The sequence below is a fragment of the Halomonas campaniensis genome (assembly GCF_002211105.1).
Lineage (GTDB): Bacteria > Pseudomonadota > Gammaproteobacteria > Pseudomonadales > Halomonadaceae > Vreelandella > Vreelandella campaniensis_A.
The window spans coordinates 93,580-118,189 of record NZ_JPUA01000019.1 but is presented as its reverse complement, the minus strand read 5'-3'; the positions used below and the strand labels follow the sequence as shown (position 1 = coordinate 118,189).

Below are 24,610 nucleotides of genomic sequence, written 5' to 3'. Positions count from 1 at the left end.
GTGGGGCGGCGCCCGCGGCGCCCTGCCGCCAGCCGGTGATGAAGGCGATGTCAACGCCGTGCTGGCTGTACTACAGGAAGTGCCAGACCCGGAAGTGCCGGTGGTTAGCGTGGTGGAGCTGGGCATTGTGCGTGATATCGACTGGCTGGATGGCAGGTTAGCGGTCAGCGTGACCCCAACCTACTCCGGCTGCCCGGCCACGGAAGTTATCGAACAGCATATCCATGAAGCGCTGGTGGCCGCTGGCTATTCAGACCCGCTGATTCAGCGCCGCCTGTCCCCCGCCTGGACTACCGATTGGCTTTCAGAGGCCGGGCGCGAAAAATTGCGCGCCTACGGCATCGCGCCACCGGTGGAAAGTGCTAGTAAGCGCAGCCTGACGGGCCAACCTGATCCGGTAGTGCCCTGCCCTTTATGTGGCAGCAACGCCACCGAACGCGTTAGCGAATTCGGCTCTACGGCTTGCAAAGCGCTCTACCGCTGCCGTGATTGTCTGGAGCCTTTCGATTATTTCAAGTGTCTGTAAAACGACGAGACCATTTCCCATGAGCCGATTTCACGCCCTGACCGTCAAGGATGTGCGCAAGGAAACCCATGATGCCGTTTCCATTGCCTTCGACGTGCCCGATGACCTGCTGGACGCCTTTCGCTTTACCCAAGGGCAGTACCTGACGCTACGCCGCGACATCGAAGGCGAGGATATCCGCCGCTCTTATTCGATTTGCACCGGCGTGCACGAACATGAGCTAAGAGTCGCCGTCAAGCTGGTGCCCGGCGGCAGCTTTTCCACCTTTGCCAATCAGCACTTGCATCCCGGCGACCGCCTGGAAGTGATGCCACCCCAGGGCAAGTTCTTCGTGCCTCTCGACCCCAGCCGTGAAGGGCACTATTTGGCGGTGACCGCTGGCAGTGGCGTCACCCCCATTATGTCGATTGTTTCCACCACGCTGGAAAGTGAGCCGAAAAGTCGTTTTACCGTGATTTATGGCAACCGTTCCACCACGGGTACGCTGTTTCGCGAACGCCTTCAGGATCTCAAGGACCGCTACCTGGAACGCCTCAACATCATTTATGTGTTCAGCCGCGAACAACAGGAAATCGATCTATATAACGGGCGCATAGATGCCGACAAGTGCAACGCCCTGTTTGACCGCTGGGTAGACGTACCCAAGCTCGACGCCGCGTTTATCTGTGGCCCGCAGGAAATGACCGAGATCGTGCGTGGTGTTCTGACCCAACATGGAATGCCGAAGGAAAAAGTGCACTTCGAGCTGTTCACCACTGGGCTACCGGCGGCAGGCGCCAAGCGCCGCCAGGCGACGAAAGCGGCCCAGGTGAAAGCAGAAACCTCGCACATCAAAGTGATCATCGACGGCCGCACCATTGAATACGACCTGCCCCGCAATACCCAGAGCATTCTGGACGCAGGTAACGAGCACGGCGCGGATATCCCTTTCTCATGCAAGGCTGGGGTGTGCTCCACCTGCAAGTCAAAAGTCATCGAAGGCGAGGTGGAAATGGACGCCAATTACGCCCTGGAAGATTACGAAATCGATGCCGGCTACGTGCTGTCCTGCCAGTGCTATCCGATCAGCGACAGGGTGGTGCTTGACTATGACGAGGTATAAACCCTAACCCACCTACTTCCAGGCCGGCGACCGCGTCGGCTTACTCTATGTTTTGCAGGAGAACGCTCAATGCCAGTTTTACAGAGTTACATCGCAGGCCAGTGGTTCGGAAAGACCGAATCCAAAGCGCTTATTAGCGCCATTAACGGCACAACCGTTGCGCATACCCACCAAGAAGAGATCAACTTCCGTGAAGCGGTGGCGTATGCCCGCAACACCGGTGTGAAAAATATGCTGGCACTGGATTTCCAGCAGCGGGCCGCCACTCTTAAAGCGCTGGCCGCCTATATCCAAGAGCGTAAGCGTGAGCTGTATGCCATCTCTCACCACACTGGCTGCACCAAGGCCGACTCCTGGATCGACATCGACGGCGGTTTCGGCACCCTATTTACCTACGCCTCCACGGGCCGCAAGGAACTGCCCTCCGGCAATGTGGCCCACGAAGGCCCGGTGACTCAGCTAGGAAAAGAGAACCACTTCAACGGCACCCATATTCTGGTGCCCCGCCGCGGTGTCTCTGTACATATCAATGCGTTTAACTTCCCCATTTGGGGCATGTTGGAGAAGCTCGCGCCGGCCTTCCTGGCAGGCATGCCGTGTATCTTCAAACCGGCAACCGCCACTAGCTACCTGACCGAAGCTGCCGTGCGCGTCATCAACGACTCTGGCCTGCTGCCGGAAGGGGCGCTGCAACTGATTATCGGCGGAACCGGTGATTTACTGGATCACCTGGAAGAGCAGGACTTTGTCACCTTTACCGGCTCGGCAAGCACCGCCCTGAAGCTGAAAAGCCACCCTAACATCATGGCCAAGAGCATCCCGTTCAACGCCGAGGCGGACTCGCTCAACAGCGCCATCATGGCCCCGGATGTTAGCCCGGAGGACGAAGAGTTCGAGATTTTTGCCAAAGAAGTGGTCAAGGAGATGACCGCCAAGGCAGGTCAGAAATGTACCGCGATCCGCCGAATTCTAGTGCCCGCCGCGCATCTGGATACCTTGGCGAACACGCTTAAGTCGCGGCTTGCCAACATCGTGGTCGGTGATCCCCATGAAGAAGGCGTGCGCATGGGCGCGCTCTCTTCCCGTGACCAATTGAGAGACGTTAATCATGCAATTGAACAGCTGCTAGAGACCAGTGAGTGCGTCTTCGGCAGAGACGGCAGCTTCAAGCCTGTCGGCCAGGGTGTTGAAAACGGCGCCTTCATTACTCCCCACTTGCTGATCAACCGTAACCCGTTGAACGACGGCGGCGCTCACGACATTGAAGCCTTTGGCCCCGTCGCGACGCTAATGCCCTACAGCGGCATCGACGAAGCCCTGACCATCGCCGCCAAGGGCAAGGGCAGCTTAGTGACCACGCTGACCACAAAAGACCCTGCCATTGCGGCTGAAATGATCCCCGTCCTGGCCGCCCAGCACGGCCGCCTGCAGATTCTGGATGCTCAGGCAGCAAAGGAATCCACTGGCCACGGCTCGCCGCTACCGATGCTCAAGCATGGCGGGCCCGGTCGCGCAGGCGGTGGCGAGGAGCTCGGCGGCATTCGTGCGGTTCACCACTATCTACAGCGCACCGCCATCCAGGGCTCTCCGAGCATGCTCGCGGCAGTCACAAAGGAGTATGTGCGTGGCGCCAAGGTGATCGAGACTGACGTCCACCCGTTCCGCCGCCATTTCGACGACCTGCAGGTTGGGGAGTCACTGTTAACCCACCGCCGCACCGTCACTGAAGCCGACATCGTCAACTTCGGCTGCCTCTCCGGCGACCACTTCTATATGCACTTCGACGACATTGCCGCCAAGGAGACGCAGTTCGGCCAGCGCATTGCCCACGGCTACTTTGTGCTGTCTGCCGCTGCGGGTCTGTTCGTTTACCCAGGCGAAGGCCCCGTACTGGCGAACTACGGCCTGGATACGCTGCGCTTTATTACGCCTGTATTGGTCGGCGACACCATCCGTGCCCGCCTCACGTGTAAACGCAAGATTGATCAGGGCCGGACATCCCCCGACGGGCACCCACAAGGGGTGGTGATGTGGGACGTAGCGGTGACCAATCAAAACGATGAACTGGTCGCCAGTTACGACATTCTAACGCTGGTGGCCAAGCGGCAGTAACGCCTCAGCCGATACAGCCAAACAAAAAAGTAATACAAAAAAACGGCTGACAGAGCGCTTACCCTGTCAGCCGTTTGTTTAGCAAGGACGTTAATAGAACCGTATTAATAGCGTAGCTTTAATATAGTAACTGCGGCAGGAAAAGCACGATCGCTGGGAATATAAGCACGAGCAGTGCGCGTAGGGTACCCGCTACCCAGAACGGGGTGACGCCGCGGAAGATAGTGCCGGTTGATACGTCCGGTAATACGGCACGTAGTACGAACACATTCATCCCGACAGGTGGCGTTATCAAACTGATCTCGATGACGATAACCACCAGTATGCCGAACCACACCAAATCATAGCCAAGCCCCGCCACGACCGGGAAGAAGACCGGCACGGTCAGCAGCATCATCGACATGCTTTCAAATACACAGCCCAATAGTACGTAAATGGCCAAGATGACGAGAATAACCACGAAGGGGGCCACGTTCAGCCCAGTGACCAACGCCAGGAGGTCATTGGGAAGCCCCGCCCGGTTAATGAAATTAGCAAAGATTAGCGCCGTCAACACCACTGCAAACAGCATCGCTGTTGTTCGCACTGTGTCCATCAGGACATTCATAAGTATCGTCGGCGTCAAAGCACGCTTGAGCAGCGCAATCACAAAGGCGCCCATTGCGCCAATACCCGCCGCTTCGGTTGGGGTGAATATACCCAAATAGATGCCGCCGATAACCAATATGAACAGCGCCAGGGTACTCCCCACATTTTTTAGGGCCGCAAGGCGCTCGTTCCAGGGTACTTTTTCGGCCGCTGGCCCAGCGCTGGGATCACGCCACAAAACCCACTTGACCGCGCCGAGATACATCACAATACCCAATATGCCGGGAATAAAGCCCGCCGCAAACAGTTCACGGATGCTGGTCTCAGTAATGATGCCGTAGATCACCAGCATCACACTGGGAGGGATCAGTATCCCAAGGGTGCCGCCTGCTGCAATGGAGGCTGCCGCCAACGAGTCCTTGTAGCCATACTTACGCATCTGGGGCATGGCAACACGCCCCATGGTGGCGCAGGTCGCAAGGCTCGACCCACAAATAGCACTAAACCCACCACAAGCCACAATGGTGGCCATCGCCTGACCGCCCTTACGGTGACCAAGAAAACCGTTAGAGGCTCGGAATAGCGCATCAGAGAGCCCCGCATGAGACACCAGGTTACCCATCAAGATAAACAGTGGTATCACCGACAGACCGTAGTCCCTAGCGGTGTCGACCACCCGCCGCGACGCCATGGCTTCAGCCGCGTTCCAGTTACCGGTCAGGTAGTAGAAGCCCACAAACCCAACGATCCCCATGGCAAAAGCCAGAGGCATGCGCAGGAATACCAATATCAACAGCGCTGCAAACCCATAAAGTGCTTCAGTCATGCTTATCTCCCTGGCTGACTGGGCCACCGCACTTAATCACACCCACGCCTTCTAGGAGGTAACTCACCGCTCGACCGATGGTGAGTAGAGCGGAAAGAAACAGCATGATGGCAATCAGATAAATAAGGTAACCATCGGGAATGCGTAGAAACTCAGTGACATCGCCCCACTCGAAAGCGCGCACGCCCAGTGCCCAAACCCGTGTAGCGATCACCCACAAAGCCACTGCGATAATTACGTTGACGATCATCTGGCGCAGCCATATCCAGCGCGCAGGGAATATGGCATCCAAGAGATCCACGCTAACGTGCTCTTCACGCCAGCATGCTACTGGCAGTGACAGAAACACCACAGCGGCCAGCATCTGCTGGGTCAACTCGACGGTTCCAAGGATAGGTAGATTAAAGAAATAACGGCCTACTACATCAGCAGTCGTCAGCAGCATCAAGGCAAAGAGGGTGGCACCCGCCACCCCCTCCAGCGCCAGCTGCATGACCCTACCGACATTTGACCAGCGAGTCGTCAGGATCTGCATAGTCGCCCTCCACTTGGCGAAGGGTAATTATGATTGTGGCACTAAGGATGCCACGCTCTCTTGTGTAGCAGCTTCTTCAAGCTGTTGGTGGAAGTAATCGAGCGCCGCCTGCGCATCGACACCCCGTTCACTTACGTTCTCGGACCAGGTGTCAACCAGGTCGTTACTGATGCCGCGCAGCGTCTCAAGATCTTCGTCGCCAAGGGCTGTAAAGGTATGACCTTGCTCTTCGGCGAACTCGACGCCCCGCTCATCGGATACATCCATCATGTAGCCGAATAGTCGCGACAGGCGCTCACCCGAGACTTCTTCCACAGCGGCACGATCTTCAGCAGACATCTCATCCCAGATACTCGGGTTAACCACGATGGTGAAGCTGCCTCGATAAAAGCCACCATCCACCGTCAAGGTATAGGGAAATACCTCGGCTACCCGAAAGCTTCTAAGGCCTTCCGGCACCAGCATAGCGCCATCAATAACGCCCTGAGAGCCAGCTTCATAGACCCCGGTTGGCGGCAAAGCCACGCCGGTCAGGTTCAGGGCATTAGAGAGATCTCCCATCACTCCGCCACCGACGCGAATACGTTCATTCTCTAAATCAGCAAGGGTTTGGTACTGCTCGCTACTAAAGATCCAACCCGGGCCGTGCACACCCGCAGCCACTACATCAACGCCGCGGTGTTCATCAGCTTGGGCTAAGTGCTCCTGGTGAGTATGCCAATAAGCAGCAGATGCGTTCTCCGAGGAGAAGTCTTCAAAGGTAGGGAACTCGGGTAACTGGGTGGCCAGAAAACGCCCTGCGTTATAGCCATGGAATACCCAAGTGGCATCAGCAATGCCGTCGGCGACCATCTCCATCTGGGAGGCGGGAGGCCCAAGATCGTGCACAACGTCTACGGTCACGCGCCCGTCAGTGGCCTCTTCAATCCACGCTTTCCACGTTGGCCATACCATGGTGTTGATGCCGTGATTAGGACCAGCCCAGGTACTCACGGTGATTGTCGTTTGTGCAAAGGTGGAAGTACTGAGCGTTGCAGCGGCAATAGCGCCGATCATCAGGTTTGTTGTTTTATTCACTTTTCTTTCCTCTGGTCGTCACGAACTGAGAGCACAAAACGTGACACTATATTATTATAATTAAAAAAATATTCGAATCACGTTTATGATCACAATGCCTCCAGATACGTGATTCATGCAACGATCGATTGACTAACAAACACTAATACTTAAGTAGTATAACAAAAAATATATAAGCATTACAGATAGTTAAAAAAAACAAAATCTTCCTTGAAGAATTAATAATGGCGAAAGAGGATAATTTACAGTCCGAAATTACGTTACATAAATCATACTATTACCGACACCGCTGACACGTTATTGACATAATGTGGCTTATCTTCGGTCAGCTTGGCTCAACTTTTCCTGCGTCAAGCCGCTAGCCAATTCTCTCCAGCTGCCGTTCAAGCTTGCGCATGATATTGAGCAAATCACGATATTCACTAACGCTCAGGGTCGACACCAGGCCGGCTTCCCACGCCTGAGCTTCGGGCACTAGCTTATTGAGTAGCGCTTGCCCGGCATCTGTCAGTTGTAAGTCATGCTGCCGCTGATCCTGCTGTGATGGCGTGCGGCTTATCAGTCCACGCTCTTCCAGCGACTGAATCGCGCGAGATACGCGAGCCTTATCCATATTGGTGTAGGCACACACCTTCTTAGCGGTTAAATCATCACAGTGGCTAAGCCAGGCAAGTACGCGCCACTGAGCAATATTGAGTTCATAAGACTCGGCATAAAGCTTCTCTAACGCCTGGCTGATGCGGTCAGCTAAACGGTTAAGCTGATAGGGTAAAAATTGGTTGAGATCCAGCTCCGCCCTGGCTGAAGACTCCAGAGATGTATCGCCGCCGACTTTATCCATCGTCATTCTGTTTCTCCTAGAGCCGCCATTTATCTGGGGTAGTAATGAAAAATCAGCACGATAGCTGGGAATGTGGGCACCAGCAACGCGCCTATCGTACTGACCACATCATACTGACCACCTAGCGCAAGAGAGTCACCTCGCTCCATGCAATAACGCTCTTAGCTTCCCCCAATAACACCTCGCCACTTACTGCTCCTCAACATATAAGGGCGCCATCAGGCGTAGTTTTACCCTATCAGAACAAGGTGAAACAGTGCCGACAGGTACTCTCTCTTGCAACCAATTTATCGACTTTGATTATTATACTTAAGTATAGACTTGCGATAATAATCTGATTTATTAGGCATTATTGCTAAATCCGTGCAGAAATAAGACTGACTTGTTTGCAGACAACTGGACTTTTAGTTTCACTAGAAACTATTCTCTTGCATACAACAATCCAATAAATACCTGAACTACCCTGATAGCACCGGAGATATCATGAGCAAGAAATTCGCGTCCCATGCCGACACCCAAGAGAAGCAGATCAGCTTCACCAAGCTGGCAGAGGGGCTCTATGCTTATACGGCTGAAGGCGACCCCAATACGGGCATAGTGATTGGCGACGACAGCGTAATGGTCATCGATACCCAGGCAACGCCTATCATGGCTCAGGATGTCATCCGCCGTATCCGCGAAGTGACTGACCTACCGATTAGGCATGTGGTGATGACCCATTACCATGCCGTGCGTGTTCTCGGAGCATCCGCGTACGATGCAGAGAATGTCTACGCTAGCCAGAACACCTACGATCTGATTGTTGAACGTGGTCAGCAAGACTATGAATCAGAAGTCGGCCGTTTCCCCCGCCTGTTCAAGGGCGTGGACTCAGTGCCTGGACTAACCTGGCCAAACATTGTCTTCCAGGAAAAGCTGACGGTGTACATGGGTGAGCGTGAGGTACAGATCATTCACCTGGGCCGCGGGCATACCAAGGGCGATACCATCGTCTGGTTGCCGAAGGAACAAGTCATGTTTTCCGGTGACCTCGTTGAGTATGGCGCCACCCCTTACACCGGTGACGCTTATCACGAGGACTGGCCTTCCACGCTTGATCGCCTACAGGCCATGCAGCCCCAAAAACTGGTGCCTGGCCGTGGCGATGCTCTGCAAACTGCCGAACAGTGCCAGGAAGCCATTCAGGGCACCCGCGACTTCCTAAATGATATGTATGGAAGCGTCAAAGCGGGCAAAGCGGCGGGCAAGTCTCTCTCTGAGTGTTACGCCGAGACCTACGCGTTACTCAAGCCGAAGTATGGTCACTGGGTCATCTTCGATCACTGTGTGCCTTTCGATATCACTCGCTGCTACGACGAAGCTGGCGGCGAATACCCGGATCCCCGCATCTGGACGGCAGAGCGCGATACCGCTATGTGGCACTCGCTGCAGGACGCCGTCGAAAATCAGTAAGTGCCACCAGTGACACCCACTGATCATGCCCAGCAGTCGGGTTTAACGCACCCGACGCTGAGGGGGAGCAATAGATGCCAACAACCTATAAAAATCCTGTCTATCCTTACCGGCGCCCGCCTGAACTCGATATTCAAGAAGTTCGCCACTATCCGGTAGTGATTGTCGGAGCGGGGCCTAGCGGCCTCGCCGCCGCCATCGATTTGGCTCACCAAGGCGTTAATTCGCTTGTTCTGGACGATAACAATACCGTTAGCGTGGGTTCACGAGCGCTGTGCTTTGCCAAGCGCTCGCTGGAAATTGTCGATCGCCTGGGCTGTGTTGACCCGATGCTTGAAAAAGGCGTCACCTGGCAGCGTGGCCGCGTTTTCTTTCAGAATCGTGAGGTCTATGACTTCAACCTACTGCCCGAAGATGGTCACCGCATTCCCGCGTTTATTAACTTACAGCAGTACTACTTTGAAGAGTTTCTGGTCAACCGCACCCACGACTTTCCAGAGCAAATTGACCTTCGTTGGCAACATAAGGTCATCGACGTCGATGCTCAGTCTGACAGCACTACCATCAAGGTCTCGACCCAGGATGGTGATTACCAGTTGACCTGTGACTATCTCCTCGTTTCCGATGGCGCTAACAGCCGGATCCGCGACATGCTGGGCCTTAAGTGCAAAGGCCAGGTATTTCAGGATCGCTTCCTGATTGCTGATGTGGTGATGAAGGCAGACTTCCCAACAGAGCGCTGGTTCTGGTTTGATCCCCCCTTCCACCCCAACCAGTCAGTGCTGCTGCACAAAGAGCCCGATAATGTTTGGCGTATCGACTTTCAATTAGGCTGTGATGCCGACCCGGAAGAAGAGAAGAAAGAAGAGAACATTCGGCCACGCGTGCAGGCAATGCTGGGCAAAGACGTGGAGTTTGAGCTTGAATGGGCCAGTGTCTACACCTTCCGCTGCCGCAAGATGGATAATTTCATTCATAACAGCGTGATATTTATGGGCGACGCGGCGCATCAGGTATCGCCCTTTGGTGCCAGAGGGGCCAACGGAGCCCTACAGGGTGTGGATAACTTAGTGTGGAAACTTGCTCGGGTTCTCAAACAGCAGGCACCCAAGGCGCTTTTATCCACCTATAACACTGAGCGCCAATGTGGCGCGGCAGAAAACATTCTTAACTCAACCCGCGCCACTGATTTTATTACCCCGAAGAGCCATATCAGCCAGGTGTTCCGCGATGTGACGCTGGAGCTGGCTGAGCAATATGCCTTTGCGCGCAGTTTGGTCAACAGTGGTCGCCTCTCCATGCCGTGCCGCTATGACACCTCACCGCTCAATACGCCCGATGTTAATGGTGGCCCGAGCGAACTGCGCCCCGGCAGCCCGGCCAAGGACGCTCCCATTCGATTGAGAGAAGAGAACGCCTGGCTACTCAATCAATTTGGCGATGGCTTTGTACTGTTACTCGACGGCCGTATGGGTGGCGTGCACGCCGACACGCTTGCCGCGCCGTTTAAAGAGCTATTAGGCCGTTGCATTGATTTAAGCATGGTGGTCGTAGGCCCTGCGCCGGATGTGCTTAGCGCTTTACCGCGCACAACCATCGTGGACGATTCCGAAGGGCTAGTGGCGCATCGATATGGCCTGAAAGCAGGTGGCGGGTACCTTATTCGCCCTGACCAACACGTTGCTGCCCGCTGGCACGCCATCACTGCCCGTAGGGTTGAAGACGCATTAGACCGCGCGCTGGGCGTTTATCTTGCGGGTGCCGCTGACACTACCTTCCAGGAAAGCTGCCATGCCAAGGCTTGAGCTGAATCCGAACTTCACTGATCCGGACGCCTTTTACGCCGCGCTAACGGCGCTGCATCGTGACCGCAGCGAAGCCGAGAGCGAGCGTATCAATGCACGTTTAATCCTGTTGCTTGCTAACCACATTGGCGATCAACGGGTGCTTGAAGAAGCAATTTCCCATGCTGGGTTAGCGGGCGATAAGTAGCCGCCATACATTGTTCACTATAACGTTCAAATAACGCAGGGCTTAACAATGACTGAACAGTTGCAATATCAGAGCGGTTTTCATAATCACTTTTCAACCGAAGCGCTGCCGGGTGCACTGCCGATTGGACAAAACTCCCCTCAGAAGTGCGCTTATGGGTTATATGCAGAGCAACTAACCGGCTCTGCGTTTACAGCGCCACGTCATCAAAATTTCCGTAGCTGGCTTTACCGCATTCGCCCTTCTGTCGTTCAGAGCGCGTATCAGCCACTAGAAAATAACAGCGTACACACGGCCCCGTTAGACAAGCCAGCGGCGGATCCTAACCAAATGCGCTGGGATCCCGTTTCTCTACCGAGCGAGCCGACTGATTTTATCGACGGCTTATTTACCATTGCCGTCAACGGGGATGCGGGTACCCAAGCGGGTGTGGGCGTGCATGTCTACACCTTTAATCAGGACATGACCCAGCGGTTTTTCTACAACGCTGATGGGGAACTGCTGTTTGTTCCGCAAATGGGGGCCATTCGTCTACGTACCGAATTTGGTGACATTGAGATCGATAACGGTGAGATTGCCGTTATTCCACGCGGGGTGAAATTCCAAGTGTGCAGAGCTCAGGGGGCTGAGGCTGCGCGGGGATATATATGCGAGAACTATGGTAGTCCTTTAGAGCTTCCAGGCCTCGGCCCCATCGGGTCTAACGGTTTAGCCAACCCGCGTGACTTCCAAAGCCCCGTGGCGGCCTATGAAGACCTGGAGGGCGACTACCGTCTAGTAGCTAAGTTCTCTGGTCGTTTCTGGGAGAGCAAACTCGACCATTCGCCGTTAGATGTGGTGGCGTGGCACGGCAACTGCGCGCCTTATAAATACAATCTCGCCAACTTTAACACCATCAATACGGTGAGCTTCGATCATCCGGATCCGTCAATCTTCACCGTATTGTCGTCCCCCTCCGATACGCCGGGAATGGCGAATCTTGATTTTGTCATTTTCCCACCGCGCTGGATGGTTGCCGAGAATACCTTTAGGCCCCCCTGGTTCCATCGCAATTTAATGAGCGAGTTTATGGGGCTTATTCATGGTGAGTACGATGCAAAAGCGGAAGGTTTCACCCCTGGCGGCGCCAGCCTACATAACTCTATGTCGCCCCACGGCCCCGATGCTGAGACATTTGAGAAAGCCTCCAACGCTGAGCTTAAGCCCCATTTCATAGGCGATACACTGGCCTTTATGTTTGAAAGCCGCTACTTCTTTCACCCGACCCCTGCGGCGCTGAATGCTGACTTCCGTCAACGTGATTATGTGGATGTTTGGTCGACGCTGCGCTCCCACTTCAACCCAAGCCAGCCCTGAACCCTATACCACCCTGACGACAAGGATTGAATCACTATGAAACTGGCAACACTAAAGAAGGGGCGCGACGGAGAACTCATCATCGTCTCGCGTGACCTCTCCCACGCTGCGAGCGCCGTTGATATTGCCCCCACACTTCAGGCTGCCCTTGAGAACTGGGAGGCGGTTAGCCCCCAGCTTGAAGAGCGCTATGCTCAGCTTAACAGTGGTGGTGCTGAAAACGCTTTTGAGCTTGATCAGAGTGCGCTGCACTCCCCTTTACCGCGTGCCTATCAGTGGGCTGACGGCTCCGCCTATCTGAACCATGTCCAGCTGGTACGCCAGGCGCGCAATGCCGAGATGCCTGAAACCTTCTGGACAGACCCGCTCATGTATCAGGGCGGTAGCGATTGCTTCTTGGCACCCACGGACGATATCGAAGCGGTGAGCGAAGAGCATGGCATCGACTTTGAAGGTGAAATCGCCGTTATCACCGATGACGTCCCGATGGCAGTCACGCCGGAGGAAGCCGCCAAGCACATTAAGCTAGTAATGCTGGTCAACGACGTGAGTCTGCGTGGCCTCATCCCAGGTGAGCTCGCTAAGGGCTTCGGTTTTTTCCAAGCAAAGCCCGCCTCTTCGTTCTCGCCCATTGCGGTGACCCCAAATGAGCTGGGCGATGCCTGGCAGGACGGTAAGGTGCACCTGCCACTGACCGTGCACCTGAATGACAAGAAGTTTGGCGAGCCAGAAGCCGGGCCAGATATGATTTTCAACTTCCCACAGCTGGTGGCCCATGCGGCTAAGACCCGTTATCTCGGTGCCGGCGCTGTTATTGGCTCAGGCACTGTTTCCAACCCAGACCCCGACGGCGGCCCTGGAAAGCCGGTGGCTGACGGTGGCGTTGGCTATAGCTGTCTAGCCGAAGTGCGCATGGTGGAGCAGATACTGTACGGCCAGGTAAAAACGCCCTTTATGCGCTTTGGCGACCGGGTGCGTATCGAGATGTTTGACCGCGATGGCAACAACATATTTGGTACGATCGATCAGCAAGTAGTGCAGTACCAGCCCAAATAAAGGAAGGCAACATGACGACGCTTTACGGCTATTTCCGCTCGTCGGCTGCTTACCGGGTGCGTATTGCCTTAAACCTTAAAGGACTAGATTACGACCAGATCCCGGTCAATCTGGTGAAAGGCGAGCAGCGTGGTGGCGAGCATCTGGCGCGCAACCCTCTGGGGCTGGTGCCTAGCCTGGTGCTGGACGATTGCTCGGTGGTTAACCAGTCACTGGCGATCTGCGAGTATCTCGATGAGGTACACCCAGAGCCCGCCCTGCTGCCAGTTAACACGTTAGAGCGGGCGCGGGTTCGTGCGCTCGCTCAGTCGGTGGCCTGCGAGATTCACCCACTCAACAACCTGAGGGTACTCAAGTATCTAGTGAGAGAAATGGGAGCAGATGAAGCGGCTAAGCTAGCCTGGTACCACCACTGGATTGCCGAGGGCTTCACCGCCCTGGAAGCAACGCTCTCCAATGACCCCGGCAGCAGCGATTTTTGCCATGGCGACACCCCTACGCTTGCGGATATATGCCTGATTCCCCAGGTGTACAACGCGGAACGCTTCGAGTGCGATTTGTCAGCCTATCCGACGATCCAGCGCATCGCTGCCAACTGTCGAACCCTGCCAGCCTTCGAAAAGGCCGCACCAGCGGCGCAGCCTGACGCCAGCTAAACCATATTGAACAGGCCGTGCATTGCGCGGCCTGCATTTAGCTTGGTGGGCAGCCTCAGGCAGCTTCGACAGCGATGGTTTTCGAACGACCTTCGCGTAGTTCCTCCAGCAACTTCTCACGGCGCTCATTGGCTTTCTCGGCGGCAGCTTCGCGGACTGGCCCGAAACCACGAATCTCTTCCGGCAGCTTAGCCAGCGCCAAGGCAGTCCCATGATTAGTGCCATCAAGACGAGCCACTAACTCATCAATAAGCTGCTCGTAGTCAGTCAATAAGGCGCGGTCGAGCTTGCGGTCGGCGCTAAAGCGGAAAGGATCGAGAGCCGTGTTGCGCAAACCGCGCATCTTTGCCAGCGCGCCCATTGCCTTCAGCATCCAGGGGCCGAAGCGGCGCTTCACTGGACGCCCCTGAGCATCCTTACGACCACCTATAAGCGGCGGCGCCAAGTGGAAGGTTAGCTGGTAATCGCCAGAAAACGTTGCTTTAACCTCATCCAGAAAATCGCTCTGGGTGTAAAGACGCGCCACTTCATACTCATCTTTATACGCCATCAAGCGATAGAGCTGATGAGCAACGGCTTCACTCAATGATTGACCGCCGTTTAGCGGTTCCTCTGCTTCACGCACTTTAGTCACCTGGTTCACGTAACGCTCAGCCCAGGCACGGTTCTGGTAGCGCTCCAGGTGGCGACGATTACGCGCAATCACGTCGTCCAGTGTGGCATTCGCGGACAGTGGCATCGTATCCAGATGCTGCTGGAGGTAGTCAGGTTCCACCGCTGCCAAGCGCCCCCAGGCAAATGCCTGGCGGTTCTTTTCCACGACGACGCCATTGAGTTCTAGCGCACGCTGCAGCGCAGGTTCAGACAGCGGCACCAACCCTTGCTGCCAGGCAAACCCTAGCATCATCATATTGGAAAATACCGTATCCCCTAGCAGCTGTTCAGCCAGACGGTTGGCATCCAGCGAGGCAAAGCGCTCATCCCCTACCGCTTCACGCAACATATTAAGGCGCTTGCTGGCCTGCATATCCGCATCGCGATAAAGCACATAATCCGCCGTGGCTAGTTCGGCCAGATTGGCCACGATACGGGTGGTCGGCTGCAGCACATTCAGCGCTTTCTGGGAGCTAGCCACGACCATGTCGCAAGCGATCATCGCATCGGCCTGACCCGCTTCAATGCGTACCTGATTAAGCTCGCTGGGCTGCGCTGCCAAGCGTACATAGCTAAGCACCGCCCCGCCTTTTTGCGCAAACCCCATAAAGTCGAGCACGCTGCTGCCCTTGCCTTCCAGGTGTGCTGCCATGGTGATCAGTTGCCCAACGGTCACCACCCCCGTGCCACCAACGCCACCCACCAGTAGGTCGTAAGGGGCCGTCAAATTGGCAATGGCAGGAGTAGGCAAATGCGCTATACGTTTCCAAAAGGCGTTATCTGCTGCAACGCCCTGGCCTTTACGCAAACCACCCCCTTCCACAGTGACAAAACTAGGACAGAAGCCGCTGACGCAGGACATATCCTTGTTACAGGAAGACTGGTCAATTTTGCGCTTGCGACCTAGCTCGGTCTCGCGAGGCACCACCGATAAACAGTTGGACTGTACGGAACAATCACCACAGCCTTCGCAAACATGGTGGTTGATAAACACCCGGCGGGCTGGGTCTTCCAACAGGCCGCGCTTGCGCCGACGGCGTTTCTCAGCCGCGCATGCCTGGTCATAAATCAACACGGTGCAGCCGGGGATTTCGCGCAGTTCACGCTGCAGCGTATCCATCTCTTCGCGGCCGTGGAAGGTAACTCCCTTAGGGAATTCCTTTTCATGTCCCCGGTACTTATCCGGTTCGTCACTGACCACCATGACCCGGCGAACACCTTCATCCAGCGATTGCCGGGCGATCATCGGAACGCTTATCTGCCCGTCCACGGGTTGACCGCCCGTCATGGCAACCGCGTCGTTGAACAAAATTTTGTAGGTGATATTAACGTTGGCAGCCACAGCCTGGCGCACCGCCATTGAGCCCGAATGAAACCAGGTGCCTTCGCCTAAGTTCTGGAAAATATGACCGTTGCCGGTAAAGCGGCTCTTGCCCACCCAGTTAACGCCTTCGCCACCCATCTGAATTAACGATTCGGTGCTGCGATCCATCCACGAGGCCATAAAGTGGCAACCAATTCCCGCCAGGGCTTTGCTGCCCTCAGGCACCTTGGTCGAGCTGTTGTGTGGGCAGCCGGAGCAGAAATAGGGCATGCGGCGTACACCGCCGAGCTCTTTAACGCCTGCTTGGCAAGCATCAACGGTTGCCAGCTTGTCGCTAAAATCAATCTTGAAAAAGCGCTCTAAACGCTCTGCCACGAAGCCTGCCAAGAGACGCGGGCTCAGCTCTCCAACAAAGGGAATCAAGGGCTTGCCGGTTTCATCCTGCTTGCCGGTAACGATGACCTCGCCGGGATGGTCGGGTTCCGACATGTACTCCTTCAACTGGCTTTCGATAATGCCACGCTTCTCTTCAATGACCAGCACCTCACGCTTGCCATGAATAAACTCAAGGATGCCGGGTCGATGGAGCGGCCACACCATCCCGACCTTGTATATTTCTACCCCCAGTTCACGCAGCTTCGCTTCATCCAGCCCCAATAAACGCAGCGATTCAAGTAAATCCAGGTGTCCCTTACCGGTGGTGACCAGCCCAAACGTCGCCTGTTCTTGGCGAAATAAATACTGATCAATCGGGTTGGCCGTGGCAAACGCCTGAACGGCGGCCAGCTTGTGCTCAAGGCGAGTCTCAAGCTGGGGCCCAGGTAAATCGGGCCAGCGGTAGTGCAACCCGCCTTCCGGCATATCGAAATCCGGCGTTATATACTCAGGCAAGGGTGGCACGTCCACCGAAGCGCCACTCTCTACGGTTTCAGAAACGGCTTTGAAACCCACCCAACAGCCCGAAAAGCGCGAAAGCGCATAGCCCCACAGCCCAAAGCGTTCGTATTCCGCCAATGACGCAGGGCTCACCACCGGCATAAACCACGCCATAAAGGCGACATCAGACTGGTGTGGCATGGAGGACGACACGCAGCCATGGTCATCACCCGCGACCACCAGCACACCGCCAGTGGGTGAGCTGCCATAGGCATTACCGTGTTTTAAAGCGTCGCCTGCGCGGTCAACGCCCGGCCCTTTGCCGTACCACATGCCAAACACGCCATCTACTTGCTTAGCGGGGTCTGTCTCGACTTGCTGGCAACCCAGCATCATGGTGGCGGCCAGGTCTTCGTTTATAGCAGGGACAAAATCGATGTGGTGCTCTTCCATGGCGGCTTTCGCCCGCCAAATCTCTTGGTCTACACCGCCTAATGGCGAGCCTCGATAACCGCTGATGAGCCCTGCCGTGTGGCGGCCATTGTGGCGATCAAGCTCGGCTTGGCGTAAGGCAATACGCACCAATGCCTGTGTGCCGGTGAGAAAGACACGACCTTCTCCGCGGGTATAGCGATCGGCCAGCGCATAGTCATCGAGAAGATTGTCATCGAGTGCGATATCGAGAGGCTGGGTAATAGAACCCGCCTGCTCAGCGATTGAGGGGGTTGTCATGGGAGTTCACCAGTACGATCGAAGAGTTATGGTTGTAATACGCTTGAGTCTAGCCAAGAGCGCGCTAAAGGTGCTTGCTAATTAACTCTTCAAAAGTCTGGTTATTGATCATTACTTTCATTTTTTTAGTTTTGACGCAATGATATTCAACAAACCACAAATAAAAGAAATGGCACCATGAAAGAAACGACCAAAGAGATCGCCTTAGACAGGCATGACCAGCGCATTCTTATCCTGCTTCAGCAACAGGGGCGCATTACCAACAATGAACTTGCCGAACAGATCGGATTATCCCCCGCTGCCTGCTGGCGGCGCGTCAAGGCCTTGGAAGAGAGTGGTGTGATCCGCCGCTTTGCAGCGTTGGTGGAACCGAGTCTAGTGGGCCAACCACTGTCGGCATTGGTGATGGTGACGCTGGTTCGCCACCACATCGACAATACCGTCGAGTTTGAAAACCGCATCCTGCAATACCCGGAAGTGCTGCAGTGCTATGCCACTACTGGCAACGCGGATTTCGTGCTGCGAGTGGTGATTGAAGACATGGCAGCTTATGACCGCTTTTTGAATGAGAAACTCTTCACCCTGGATGGCATTTCCCAGATCAACTCCAATTTCGTGCTACGGAATATCAAAGAAGAGACCGCGATCCCGATTCGCTAACAGAACGCTGTTACTTAGCCACCTTTCACCGGCAACCCGGGCTCCTCTTTCATACTACGCAGTATTATTTCTGAGCGAACCTGGGTGACATTAGGATGAGGTAACAAATGATGATGAATAAAGTCCGAAAACGCTGTTAGATCCTTGGCGATGATATGTAACACATAGTCTGCGTCTCCCGACACAGAATAGGCCTCACGAACCATGGCATGCTTCGTCAGTAACGTCACAAAATCACCATCCATGCTTTCACCATGAGCTTTGAGATTAACTCTGGTAATGGCACGCAACCCAAACCCCAGGCTGGTGGCATCGAGCCTAGCCGAATACCCCTTAATGACACCTTCGGCTTCTAGCCGTGCTTTGCGTCGAGAGCACTGCGAGGGAGACAGGCTGACACGCTCTCCCAATTCTGAATTAGTGAGGGCCGAGTTCTTTTGTAACTCTGACAAAATTGCAAGATCATAACGATCCAAGGAAATTCCGTGCATACAGCACTCCCATTACGCACATTCTATGCACTATTTGGCTGGATCTTAGGTTAGTTTGCAACCTAATTGTACCGCCTCTTCCCTATACTGAACTTGTCACCCAACAAGACAATAAAGGAGAGACAGCGATGGGCCCCTTCCCTCATGACGCACCCAAAGCAACCATCAGTGATGCAAACCCAGCGGGCACAGATGGCTTTGAGTTCGTTGAATTTGCACACCCCGAGCCGGAAAAACTAGATAGTTTATTTCGGCAAATGGGGTTCGTGCCCGTTGCAAAACATCGTGACAAGTCGATCACCGTTTATCGTCAAGGCGACATCAACTACCTTCTTAACAGTGAACCTAACTCGCATGCTTCAGCGTTTATTGAGGCGCACGGCCCCTGTGCCCCGGCAATGGCTTGGCGCGTTGTTGATGCTCAGCATGCGCTAAAACGTGCCGTCGACTTGGGTGCAGAAGAGTTCACAGGTAATAAGTCCATCGATGCGCCTGCGGTTATTGGCATAGGCGGTTCGCTGCTTTACTTTATTGATACGTATGGTGAAAAAGGCAACTGTTACTCAAACGAATTTGAGTGGTTCGATGAGGTAGACCCTAATCCTAAGGGGTTTGGTTTTTACTATCTTGATCACCTCACTCATAATGTTATTCGCGGCAATATGGACACATGGTATAAGTTTTACCACGACACCTTTAACTTCCGTGAAATACGCTACTTTGATATCTCCGGTAAAATGACAGGCCTTACCAGCCGTGCATTGACTTCTCCCGATGGTAAAATTCGCATACCGATTAACGAAAGTGCCGACGATCACAGCCAGATTGAAGAGTACTTGCGCGAATATAACGGCGAAGGCATTCAGCATATCGCCATTGCCACAAACGACATCTACTCCGGCACTGACTTAATCGCTGATGCAGGTCTCGAATTTATGCCTGGCCCGCCGAGCATCTATTACGAAAAGTCTCTAGAGCGCGTTAAAGACCACCAGGAACCCCTCGACAAACTGCGTAGCCGTGGCATTTTGATCGATGGTGAAGGTGTCGTGGGCGGTGGCGAAACCCGAATTTTGCTACAAATTTTCTCAAAAACGGTTATTGGCCCCATCTTCTTCGAGTTTATTCAGCGTAAAGGCGATGATGGTTTTGGAGAGGGCAATTTCAAAGCTCTTTTCGAATCCATCGAAGAGGATCAAATTAACCGCGGTGTGTTGCAAGACACCACTGAAGAGTAAAAACATAACCTAGGCTTTGTCTGAAAACTGGCTGCGCTCGACCATACGGCGTTAAAAAACGACTCGTGCGCGAGACCGATCCGCCTTTTCGCCGATTTTTCAAACAAAGCCTAGCCCATTAGAAATACGTCGTTTAGGCGTCAGGATCAATCACATCGTCAGCGCTCAGGCCTTCATCGTCACCTGCGACAACCTGCAATTGTTCGAGAAAGAATGCGCGGGCAGTCTCTCCATCAACATCTTTCGCAGCTGCCACTTCAAACCAGTCGCTGGGAAGGTTGGCCGCCAATTGCATGAAGTTTTCGACCTCTTCAGCAGGCAACTCGATAAAGGTGTTGCCCTCCTCCTTGGCAAACTCAACGCCCCGCACATCGACGGTATCCATCATGAAACCAAATAGGCGGGACAGCTTTTCGCCTGAGACATCCATAATGGCGTTACGATCCTGCTCGGAAAGCGACTGCCAGGTATCCGGATTGACGACCAGGGAAAAGCTGCCACGATAGAAGCCGCCCGGCATTTGTACCGTGTAAGGCAATACCTCGGCTAATCGAAAGCTCTTAAGCCCCTCAAGGGTTAGCATTGCACCGTCAATCACCCCTTGCGTGGCAGCTTCGTAAGTCCCCCCTGGCGGCAGTGCTACCCCGGTGAGGCTTAGCGCGTTGGAAATATCCGCCATCACGCCGCCACCGATGCGCGCCCTTCTGCCCTGCAAATCGTCAAGGCTTTCGATTGGTTCAGCAAGAAAGAGCGCCCCAGGGCCATGCACGCCCAACCCGAGTACTTCTACACCACGATGCTCACCGGCATCGCTTAGGTATTCTTGGTGAGTACGCCAGTAAGCCACGGAGGCGTTTTCCGATGAAAAGTCTTCAAAAGTGGGGAATTCCGGTAGCTTGGTCAGCTCAAAGCGCCCTGGCATTAAACCATGGAAAAGCCAGGTGACATCGGCGACGCCGTCTGCCACCAACTCCATTTGCGCGTTAGGCGGCCCAAGGTCGTGGGTCACATTGACACTGACGCGGCCATCGGTCGCCTCTTCAACCCATTTCCCCCAGGTGGGCCAGACGATGGTATTAACGCCGTGGTTAGGGCCCGCCCAGGTACTCACCTGGAGCACGGTATCGGCCGCTGTCGCGCCTTGAAAAGAGCTCAAGAGCATCAGGGCTGAAAAGGTGGTCAACGTCGCCATTTTTTTCATTGTGATTATCCTTTTTGATGGTTCATGTACCCGATGGTGCCAGTGTAAAACAGAGGTTCTTTTAAGGGTGTTAACGTTTAGAGCGCCAGAGTCAGACGCTTGCCCGCTGCCCGCGAGCAGCAGGCCATCATGCGATCATTTGCGTCGCGCTCAGTACGGCTGAGCACTAGGTCTCGATGATCGATAGATCCATCGGTCACCGCCACTTCGCAGGTGCCACACAGGCCTTCGCAGCAGTCGCTCGGTACATCCACTCCCGCTGCGGTTAGCGCCTCAAGCAGGGTCTGGTGGTTACCGACCTGCAGCGTCAGGTCAGAGTCCGCCAGCACTACTTCGAAGGCGTGCTCGCTCTCAGGATCGAGGATGTTGGAGCGAGCGGTGAAGTGTTCAACATGCAAGGTTCCCTCGGGCCATTTCTCCGCCAATGACCCAAGCGCCTCCAGTAGTCGCTCAGGGCCGCAGGCGTAAACCTGCTCACCCTCGGCTAGGCTGCTAAGTGCACTCGGTAGATCAAGGCGATCCCCTTCATCACCGGCATGGAGGGTTAGCGCGGCGCTATGGTCACGTTCAACTCTCTCTAAAAAGGCCATGGTTCGCCGCCCAGCGCCGCAGTAGTGGAGTACATAGGGCTTGCCGAGAGCCTTGAGTCGATCCGCCATGGCAATAATCGGCGTGATGCCAATACCACCGGCAATCAGGGTATAGCGCGTTGCCGTCTCGTCCAGGTGGAAATGATTCTTGGGGCCAGCGATATGCAATATATCCCCGGGCTTGACCGTATCGTGGAAGTGCACCGAGCCGCCGCGCCCCTGGGGCTCTCGCAGGATAGCGATGGAGAGACGGTTACGGTCATCGCGCGTCCCGCACAGTGAGTAGTAGCGGCGCCACTCTGCCGATACCAGCTCTATATGCGAACCGGGAGTCCAGTCGGGTAACTCACGCCCATGGGGGTCTACCAGACCAACACGAATCACCGCCTCAGCTTCACGTTTCACCTCGGCGACCACCACCCGACGCACGATATCCTCCTTGATAGGTGCGCCAATATGGAAAAGCGTAGGGTTTTCCAGCACAGCGTGGTGTCGCCGCTCAGGATTCTGCTTAGGCTCCCACTCCACCCATAGCGACGTAGGCCCACGGAAAGAGGTATTGGGCAGATACTCAAACGATTGATCCTCAACCAGATCTATATGGGGTAAGCGACGGACAAATTCATCGAGTATGATGCGCATCTCCATGCGGGCAATGTTCTTCCCCATGCACTGGTGCGCACCGTAGCCGAAAGTGAAGTGCTCCGCTGAGTTATGGCGGTAGATATCGAACTCGTCAGGATTTTCAAAGTGTCTCGGATCGCGGTTGGCCGACGCCTGCACGATTAACAGCTTCCCCCCCTTCGGAATCTTCTTGCCCCCTACCAGGGTGTCTTCGGTCGCGATACGTCGCCAGGCCACAACCGAACCGGCAACGCGCAGGCACTCCTCAATGGCGCTGGGGATCAAAGCAGGGTTCTCGCAGATGTCGTTCCATGACTCCCGGTTCGATAGCAGAGTACGAAAGGCATTGGTGGTGGCGAACGCGGTGGTCTCATGGGCAGCCACCAGAATGGCCATCATCATTGAGCGCAAATAGCTCTCTGGCACAATGTCAGGATGCCTGTTGTGCATGCGGATCGAGTCGTACATCCATCCCTCGCCGCTGGGATCGGCACACATGCGGTCGAGGATAGTTTGTGCGGTTTTCCAGAATTGACCCACATCCTCGGCAATCTGCAGTTGCTGCTCCGGGGAGGGGCGGCCCCAGGTATTCAGCGTGTGGGCGACCGAGAACTTGCGAAGCTCCTTGGCGTCCTCATTGGGAACACCCAGGAAGCGCAGCGCGACGGTCATGGGAATTTCCCGAAACATCTCACCCACCAGATCCGCACGCCCCTTGTCGATGAAGCGATCCATATAATCACGCACCAACTCACGTACCCAAGCTTCGTGCTTCTCAAGGTTCTCGGGCAGGAAGGCATCCATCAGTAGGCGTCGGCGTTCCATGTGATCCGGCTCATCCTCGTTGACCATGGTACGACGCATTGCGAAACCGTAGCCCTCGAGAATTTTTGTCGCCTCGGGCGGTGCGGGGGTTAGTTTCTCCAGCGCGATAGAGGGCGAGAAGGTGACGTTGTCACGGAAAACCGCCTTCACATCTTCATACCGACTCACGACCCAGTAGTCGAGTTTGGGACTGTAGAACACCGGCTCCTGTTCGCGGAACCAACGCAGCGCCTCAGCGGGGTCAAGCTGATAAGGCGCATCGAAGGGATCGAATTCGGCCGCTTCAGGGGAGACAGGGCAGCCAGTAGGCGATAGTGCCACGGACGCCTGTGATGGTTGAAAAGGGCACTCGCCTGATGCGCTACCGGAACGGTGAGACACTGATGCCATGGAGGGCTCCGTAAAATTAAGCGGCTCGTATTTGTTTTACTTTTATCGAACACTTAGTTTCTTTTAGTGCACAACGAAGGTAGGCAGTTTCTGTCGGCGAGTCAACTCCTCGGCGTAGCTGCGTTAGTCTGTATCGCTTGGCTAACTATTGAGTCCAGTTATCGAGCTCACTTACCGCCCCCTAATACCGAGGTGCCTCTCTATGGCTAACAACACGTTGCAAACGCTTGATCGCGGACTCAAGGCACTGGAAATTGTCTCCGAGCATAGCGATGGCATTTCCATTGCCGACCTGGCTGAACGCCTCGATATTCATCGAGCCATCGCCTATCGTATCGTGACCACCCTGGCCAGCCATGGGCTGATTACGCGCACCCCCGAAGGCCCCATTCGCCTGGGTGCTGGTACGGCACTGCTTGCGTCCCGCTTTGAACCTCATCTACGCGCTATTGCCCAGCCACTCTTGCAGGCACTCGCCAGAGCCACCCGCGCCACCGCTTTCATCTCTGTCGCTCAGGGGGAGGAGTGCGTTGTATTAATGGTGGCAGAGTCAGGAGAAATGCCTCTGCAAATCGGCTACCGAGTGGGGAGCCGCCATCCGTTGACGTTGGGCGCTGCCGGTATTGCCATCCTTGCCGAACGGCCCCCTCACCCGGAGGAAGGTGAGGCGATAAAGCAGGCACGGCTCGACGGCTACAGCCTGACGCATGGGCAGCTACAGCGCGGGGCAGTAGGCGTGGCCAGCGCTATCTCGTCCGCATCGTTTCGCCCCACCATTGAGGCCTGTGTGGGCGTGGTGGCCATGGAGGATCTAGATAAAGAGACCGCTATCACGGAAGTAAAAGCCGCTGCCCAACGAATTGCCGAACTGATCGCTCGGTAACTC

At 55.0% G+C, this 24,610-nt stretch carries 20 protein-coding genes; 12 read left to right on the top strand and 8 right to left on the bottom strand.

From position 1 onward, the window contains the following. The 3 genes from paaD to paaZ all read left to right on the top strand — a co-directional run. Positions 1 to 526 (top strand): 1,2-phenylacetyl-CoA epoxidase subunit PaaD (gene paaD / locus JI62_RS07250; protein ID WP_430750713.1); only part of this gene is annotated, 526 nt, incomplete at its 5' end. Positions 527 to 545: 19 nt separating this feature from the next. After that, a complete protein-coding gene (gene paaE / locus JI62_RS07245) occupies positions 546 to 1,628 on the top strand; it encodes a 1,2-phenylacetyl-CoA epoxidase subunit PaaE (protein WP_088699514.1) in 1,083 nt (360 codons plus the stop codon). Positions 1,629 to 1,697: 69 nt separating this feature from the next. Then, a complete protein-coding gene (gene paaZ / locus JI62_RS07240; protein ID WP_088699513.1) occupies positions 1,698 to 3,740 on the top strand; it encodes a phenylacetic acid degradation bifunctional protein PaaZ in 2,043 nt (680 codons plus the stop codon). A gap of 118 nt (positions 3,741 to 3,858) precedes the next feature. On the opposite strand, the gene JI62_RS07235 is transcribed toward paaZ, so the two are convergent. The 4 genes from JI62_RS07235 to JI62_RS07220 all read right to left on the bottom strand — a co-directional run bounded on the left by JI62_RS07235 (position 3,859) and on the right by JI62_RS07220 (position 7,613). Next, entirely contained in the window at positions 3,859 to 5,154 is a 1,296-nt protein-coding gene (locus tag JI62_RS07235) for a TRAP transporter large permease (protein ID WP_088699512.1), read from the bottom strand. Beyond that, positions 5,147 to 5,689 (bottom strand): TRAP transporter small permease, encoded by a 543-nt coding sequence (locus JI62_RS07230; RefSeq protein WP_088699511.1) that lies wholly within the window; start codon positions 5,687 to 5,689, stop codon positions 5,147 to 5,149. The genes JI62_RS07235 and JI62_RS07230 overlap by 8 nt, the downstream gene beginning before the upstream one ends. A gap of 27 nt (positions 5,690 to 5,716) precedes the next feature. Next, positions 5,717 to 6,766, bottom strand: a complete 1,050-nt coding sequence (locus JI62_RS07225) for a TRAP transporter substrate-binding protein (RefSeq protein WP_088699510.1) — start codon at positions 6,764 to 6,766, stop codon at positions 5,717 to 5,719. Between the two features lie 358 nt (positions 6,767 to 7,124). Further along, the gene (locus JI62_RS07220; RefSeq protein ID WP_088699509.1) at positions 7,125 to 7,613 is read right to left on the bottom strand and encodes a MarR family winged helix-turn-helix transcriptional regulator; all 489 of its coding nucleotides are present in this window, start codon (positions 7,611 to 7,613) and stop codon (positions 7,125 to 7,127) included. Positions 7,614 to 8,090: 477 nt separating this feature from the next. Between JI62_RS07220 and JI62_RS07215 the strand changes: the two genes are divergently transcribed. The 6 genes from JI62_RS07215 (at position 8,091) to maiA (ending at position 14,119) form a co-directional block, all read left to right on the top strand. Then, positions 8,091 to 9,059, top strand: coding sequence for an MBL fold metallo-hydrolase (locus JI62_RS07215; RefSeq protein ID WP_088699508.1), 969 nt, complete (start codon positions 8,091 to 8,093; stop codon positions 9,057 to 9,059). A 74-nt stretch (positions 9,060 to 9,133) separates the two neighbouring features. After that, positions 9,134 to 10,864 carry an FAD-dependent oxidoreductase gene (locus JI62_RS07210; protein ID WP_088699507.1) on the top strand — a complete coding sequence of 577 codons (1,731 nt, stop codon included), beginning with the start codon at positions 9,134 to 9,136 and terminating at the stop codon, positions 10,862 to 10,864. Further along, positions 10,851 to 11,051 carry a DUF2783 domain-containing protein gene (locus tag JI62_RS07205; RefSeq protein WP_088699506.1) on the top strand — a complete coding sequence of 67 codons (201 nt, stop codon included), beginning with the start codon at positions 10,851 to 10,853 and terminating at the stop codon, positions 11,049 to 11,051. Before JI62_RS07210 ends, JI62_RS07205 begins: the two co-directional genes overlap by 14 nt. A gap of 48 nt (positions 11,052 to 11,099) precedes the next feature. After that, a complete protein-coding gene (hmgA, locus tag JI62_RS07200; RefSeq protein WP_088699505.1) occupies positions 11,100 to 12,407 on the top strand; it encodes a homogentisate 1,2-dioxygenase in 1,308 nt (435 codons plus the stop codon). A gap of 36 nt (positions 12,408 to 12,443) precedes the next feature. Continuing rightward, positions 12,444 to 13,463, top strand: coding sequence for a fumarylacetoacetate hydrolase family protein (locus JI62_RS07195; protein WP_088699504.1), 1,020 nt, complete (start codon positions 12,444 to 12,446; stop codon positions 13,461 to 13,463). 11 nt (positions 13,464 to 13,474) lie between these two features. After that, the gene (maiA, locus tag JI62_RS07190) at positions 13,475 to 14,119 is read left to right on the top strand and encodes a maleylacetoacetate isomerase (RefSeq protein ID WP_088699503.1); all 645 of its coding nucleotides are present in this window, start codon (positions 13,475 to 13,477) and stop codon (positions 14,117 to 14,119) included. Positions 14,120 to 14,174: 55 nt separating this feature from the next. Here maiA and JI62_RS07185 read toward each other — a convergent pair whose 3' ends face one another. Next, complete coding sequence (locus JI62_RS07185) at positions 14,175 to 17,705, bottom strand: indolepyruvate ferredoxin oxidoreductase family protein (protein ID WP_088699502.1); 3,531 nt, start codon at positions 17,703 to 17,705, stop codon at positions 14,175 to 14,177. A gap of 177 nt (positions 17,706 to 17,882) precedes the next feature. Here JI62_RS07185 and JI62_RS07175 point away from each other — a divergent pair, with 177 nt between their 5' ends. After that, entirely contained in the window at positions 17,883 to 18,365 is a 483-nt protein-coding gene (locus tag JI62_RS07175; RefSeq protein ID WP_088699501.1) for an Lrp/AsnC family transcriptional regulator, read from the top strand. Between the two features lie 14 nt (positions 18,366 to 18,379). Here JI62_RS07175 and JI62_RS07170 read toward each other — a convergent pair whose 3' ends face one another. Next, complete coding sequence (locus JI62_RS07170) at positions 18,380 to 18,856, bottom strand: Lrp/AsnC family transcriptional regulator (RefSeq protein ID WP_088699500.1); 477 nt, start codon at positions 18,854 to 18,856, stop codon at positions 18,380 to 18,382. A 128-nt stretch (positions 18,857 to 18,984) separates the two neighbouring features. Between JI62_RS07170 and hppD the strand changes: the two genes are divergently transcribed. After that, the gene (gene hppD / locus JI62_RS07165) at positions 18,985 to 20,094 is read left to right on the top strand and encodes a 4-hydroxyphenylpyruvate dioxygenase (RefSeq protein ID WP_088699499.1); all 1,110 of its coding nucleotides are present in this window, start codon (positions 18,985 to 18,987) and stop codon (positions 20,092 to 20,094) included. 133 nt (positions 20,095 to 20,227) lie between these two features. Here hppD and JI62_RS07160 read toward each other — a convergent pair whose 3' ends face one another. Together JI62_RS07160 and JI62_RS07155 are read right to left on the bottom strand one after the other, a co-directional pair. Continuing rightward, complete coding sequence (locus tag JI62_RS07160) at positions 20,228 to 21,295, bottom strand: TRAP transporter substrate-binding protein (protein WP_088699498.1); 1,068 nt, start codon at positions 21,293 to 21,295, stop codon at positions 20,228 to 20,230. Between the two features lie 77 nt (positions 21,296 to 21,372). Continuing rightward, positions 21,373 to 23,724, bottom strand: a complete 2,352-nt coding sequence (locus JI62_RS07155; RefSeq protein WP_170938499.1) for a cytochrome P450/oxidoreductase — start codon at positions 23,722 to 23,724, stop codon at positions 21,373 to 21,375. Positions 23,725 to 23,926: 202 nt separating this feature from the next. Between JI62_RS07155 and JI62_RS07150 the strand changes: the two genes are divergently transcribed. Continuing rightward, positions 23,927 to 24,607: an IclR family transcriptional regulator gene (locus JI62_RS07150; protein ID WP_088699497.1), complete on the top strand. Its 681-nt coding sequence runs from the start codon at positions 23,927 to 23,929 to the stop codon at positions 24,605 to 24,607. Positions 24,608 to 24,610 lie beyond the last annotated feature (3 nt).

Coding starts and splice junctions, on each gene's coding strand:
- paaE (WP_088699514.1), top strand. CDS start 546: ATGAGCCGATTTCACGCCCTGACCGTCAAGGATGTGCGCAAGGAAACC.
- paaZ (WP_088699513.1), top strand. CDS start 1,698: ATGCCAGTTTTACAGAGTTACATCGCAGGCCAGTGGTTCGGAAAGACC.
- JI62_RS07235 (WP_088699512.1), bottom strand. CDS start 5,154: ATGACTGAAGCACTTTATGGGTTTGCAGCGCTGTTGATATTGGTATTC.
- JI62_RS07230 (WP_088699511.1), bottom strand. CDS start 5,689: ATGCAGATCCTGACGACTCGCTGGTCAAATGTCGGTAGGGTCATGCAG.
- JI62_RS07220 (WP_088699509.1), bottom strand. CDS start 7,613: ATGACGATGGATAAAGTCGGCGGCGATACATCTCTGGAGTCTTCAGCC.
- JI62_RS07215 (WP_088699508.1), top strand. CDS start 8,091: ATGAGCAAGAAATTCGCGTCCCATGCCGACACCCAAGAGAAGCAGATC.
- JI62_RS07210 (WP_088699507.1), top strand. CDS start 9,134: ATGCCAACAACCTATAAAAATCCTGTCTATCCTTACCGGCGCCCGCCT.
- JI62_RS07205 (WP_088699506.1), top strand. CDS start 10,851: ATGCCAAGGCTTGAGCTGAATCCGAACTTCACTGATCCGGACGCCTTT.
- hmgA (WP_088699505.1), top strand. CDS start 11,100: ATGACTGAACAGTTGCAATATCAGAGCGGTTTTCATAATCACTTTTCA.
- JI62_RS07195 (WP_088699504.1), top strand. CDS start 12,444: ATGAAACTGGCAACACTAAAGAAGGGGCGCGACGGAGAACTCATCATC.
- maiA (WP_088699503.1), top strand. CDS start 13,475: ATGACGACGCTTTACGGCTATTTCCGCTCGTCGGCTGCTTACCGGGTG.
- JI62_RS07185 (WP_088699502.1), bottom strand. CDS start 17,705: ATGACAACCCCCTCAATCGCTGAGCAGGCGGGTTCTATTACCCAGCCT.
- JI62_RS07175 (WP_088699501.1), top strand. CDS start 17,883: ATGAAAGAAACGACCAAAGAGATCGCCTTAGACAGGCATGACCAGCGC.
- JI62_RS07170 (WP_088699500.1), bottom strand. CDS start 18,856: ATGCACGGAATTTCCTTGGATCGTTATGATCTTGCAATTTTGTCAGAG.
- hppD (WP_088699499.1), top strand. CDS start 18,985: ATGGGCCCCTTCCCTCATGACGCACCCAAAGCAACCATCAGTGATGCA.
- JI62_RS07160 (WP_088699498.1), bottom strand. CDS start 21,295: ATGAAAAAAATGGCGACGTTGACCACCTTTTCAGCCCTGATGCTCTTG.
- JI62_RS07155 (WP_170938499.1), bottom strand. CDS start 23,724: ATGGCATCAGTGTCTCACCGTTCCGGTAGCGCATCAGGCGAGTGCCCT.
- JI62_RS07150 (WP_088699497.1), top strand. CDS start 23,927: ATGGCTAACAACACGTTGCAAACGCTTGATCGCGGACTCAAGGCACTG.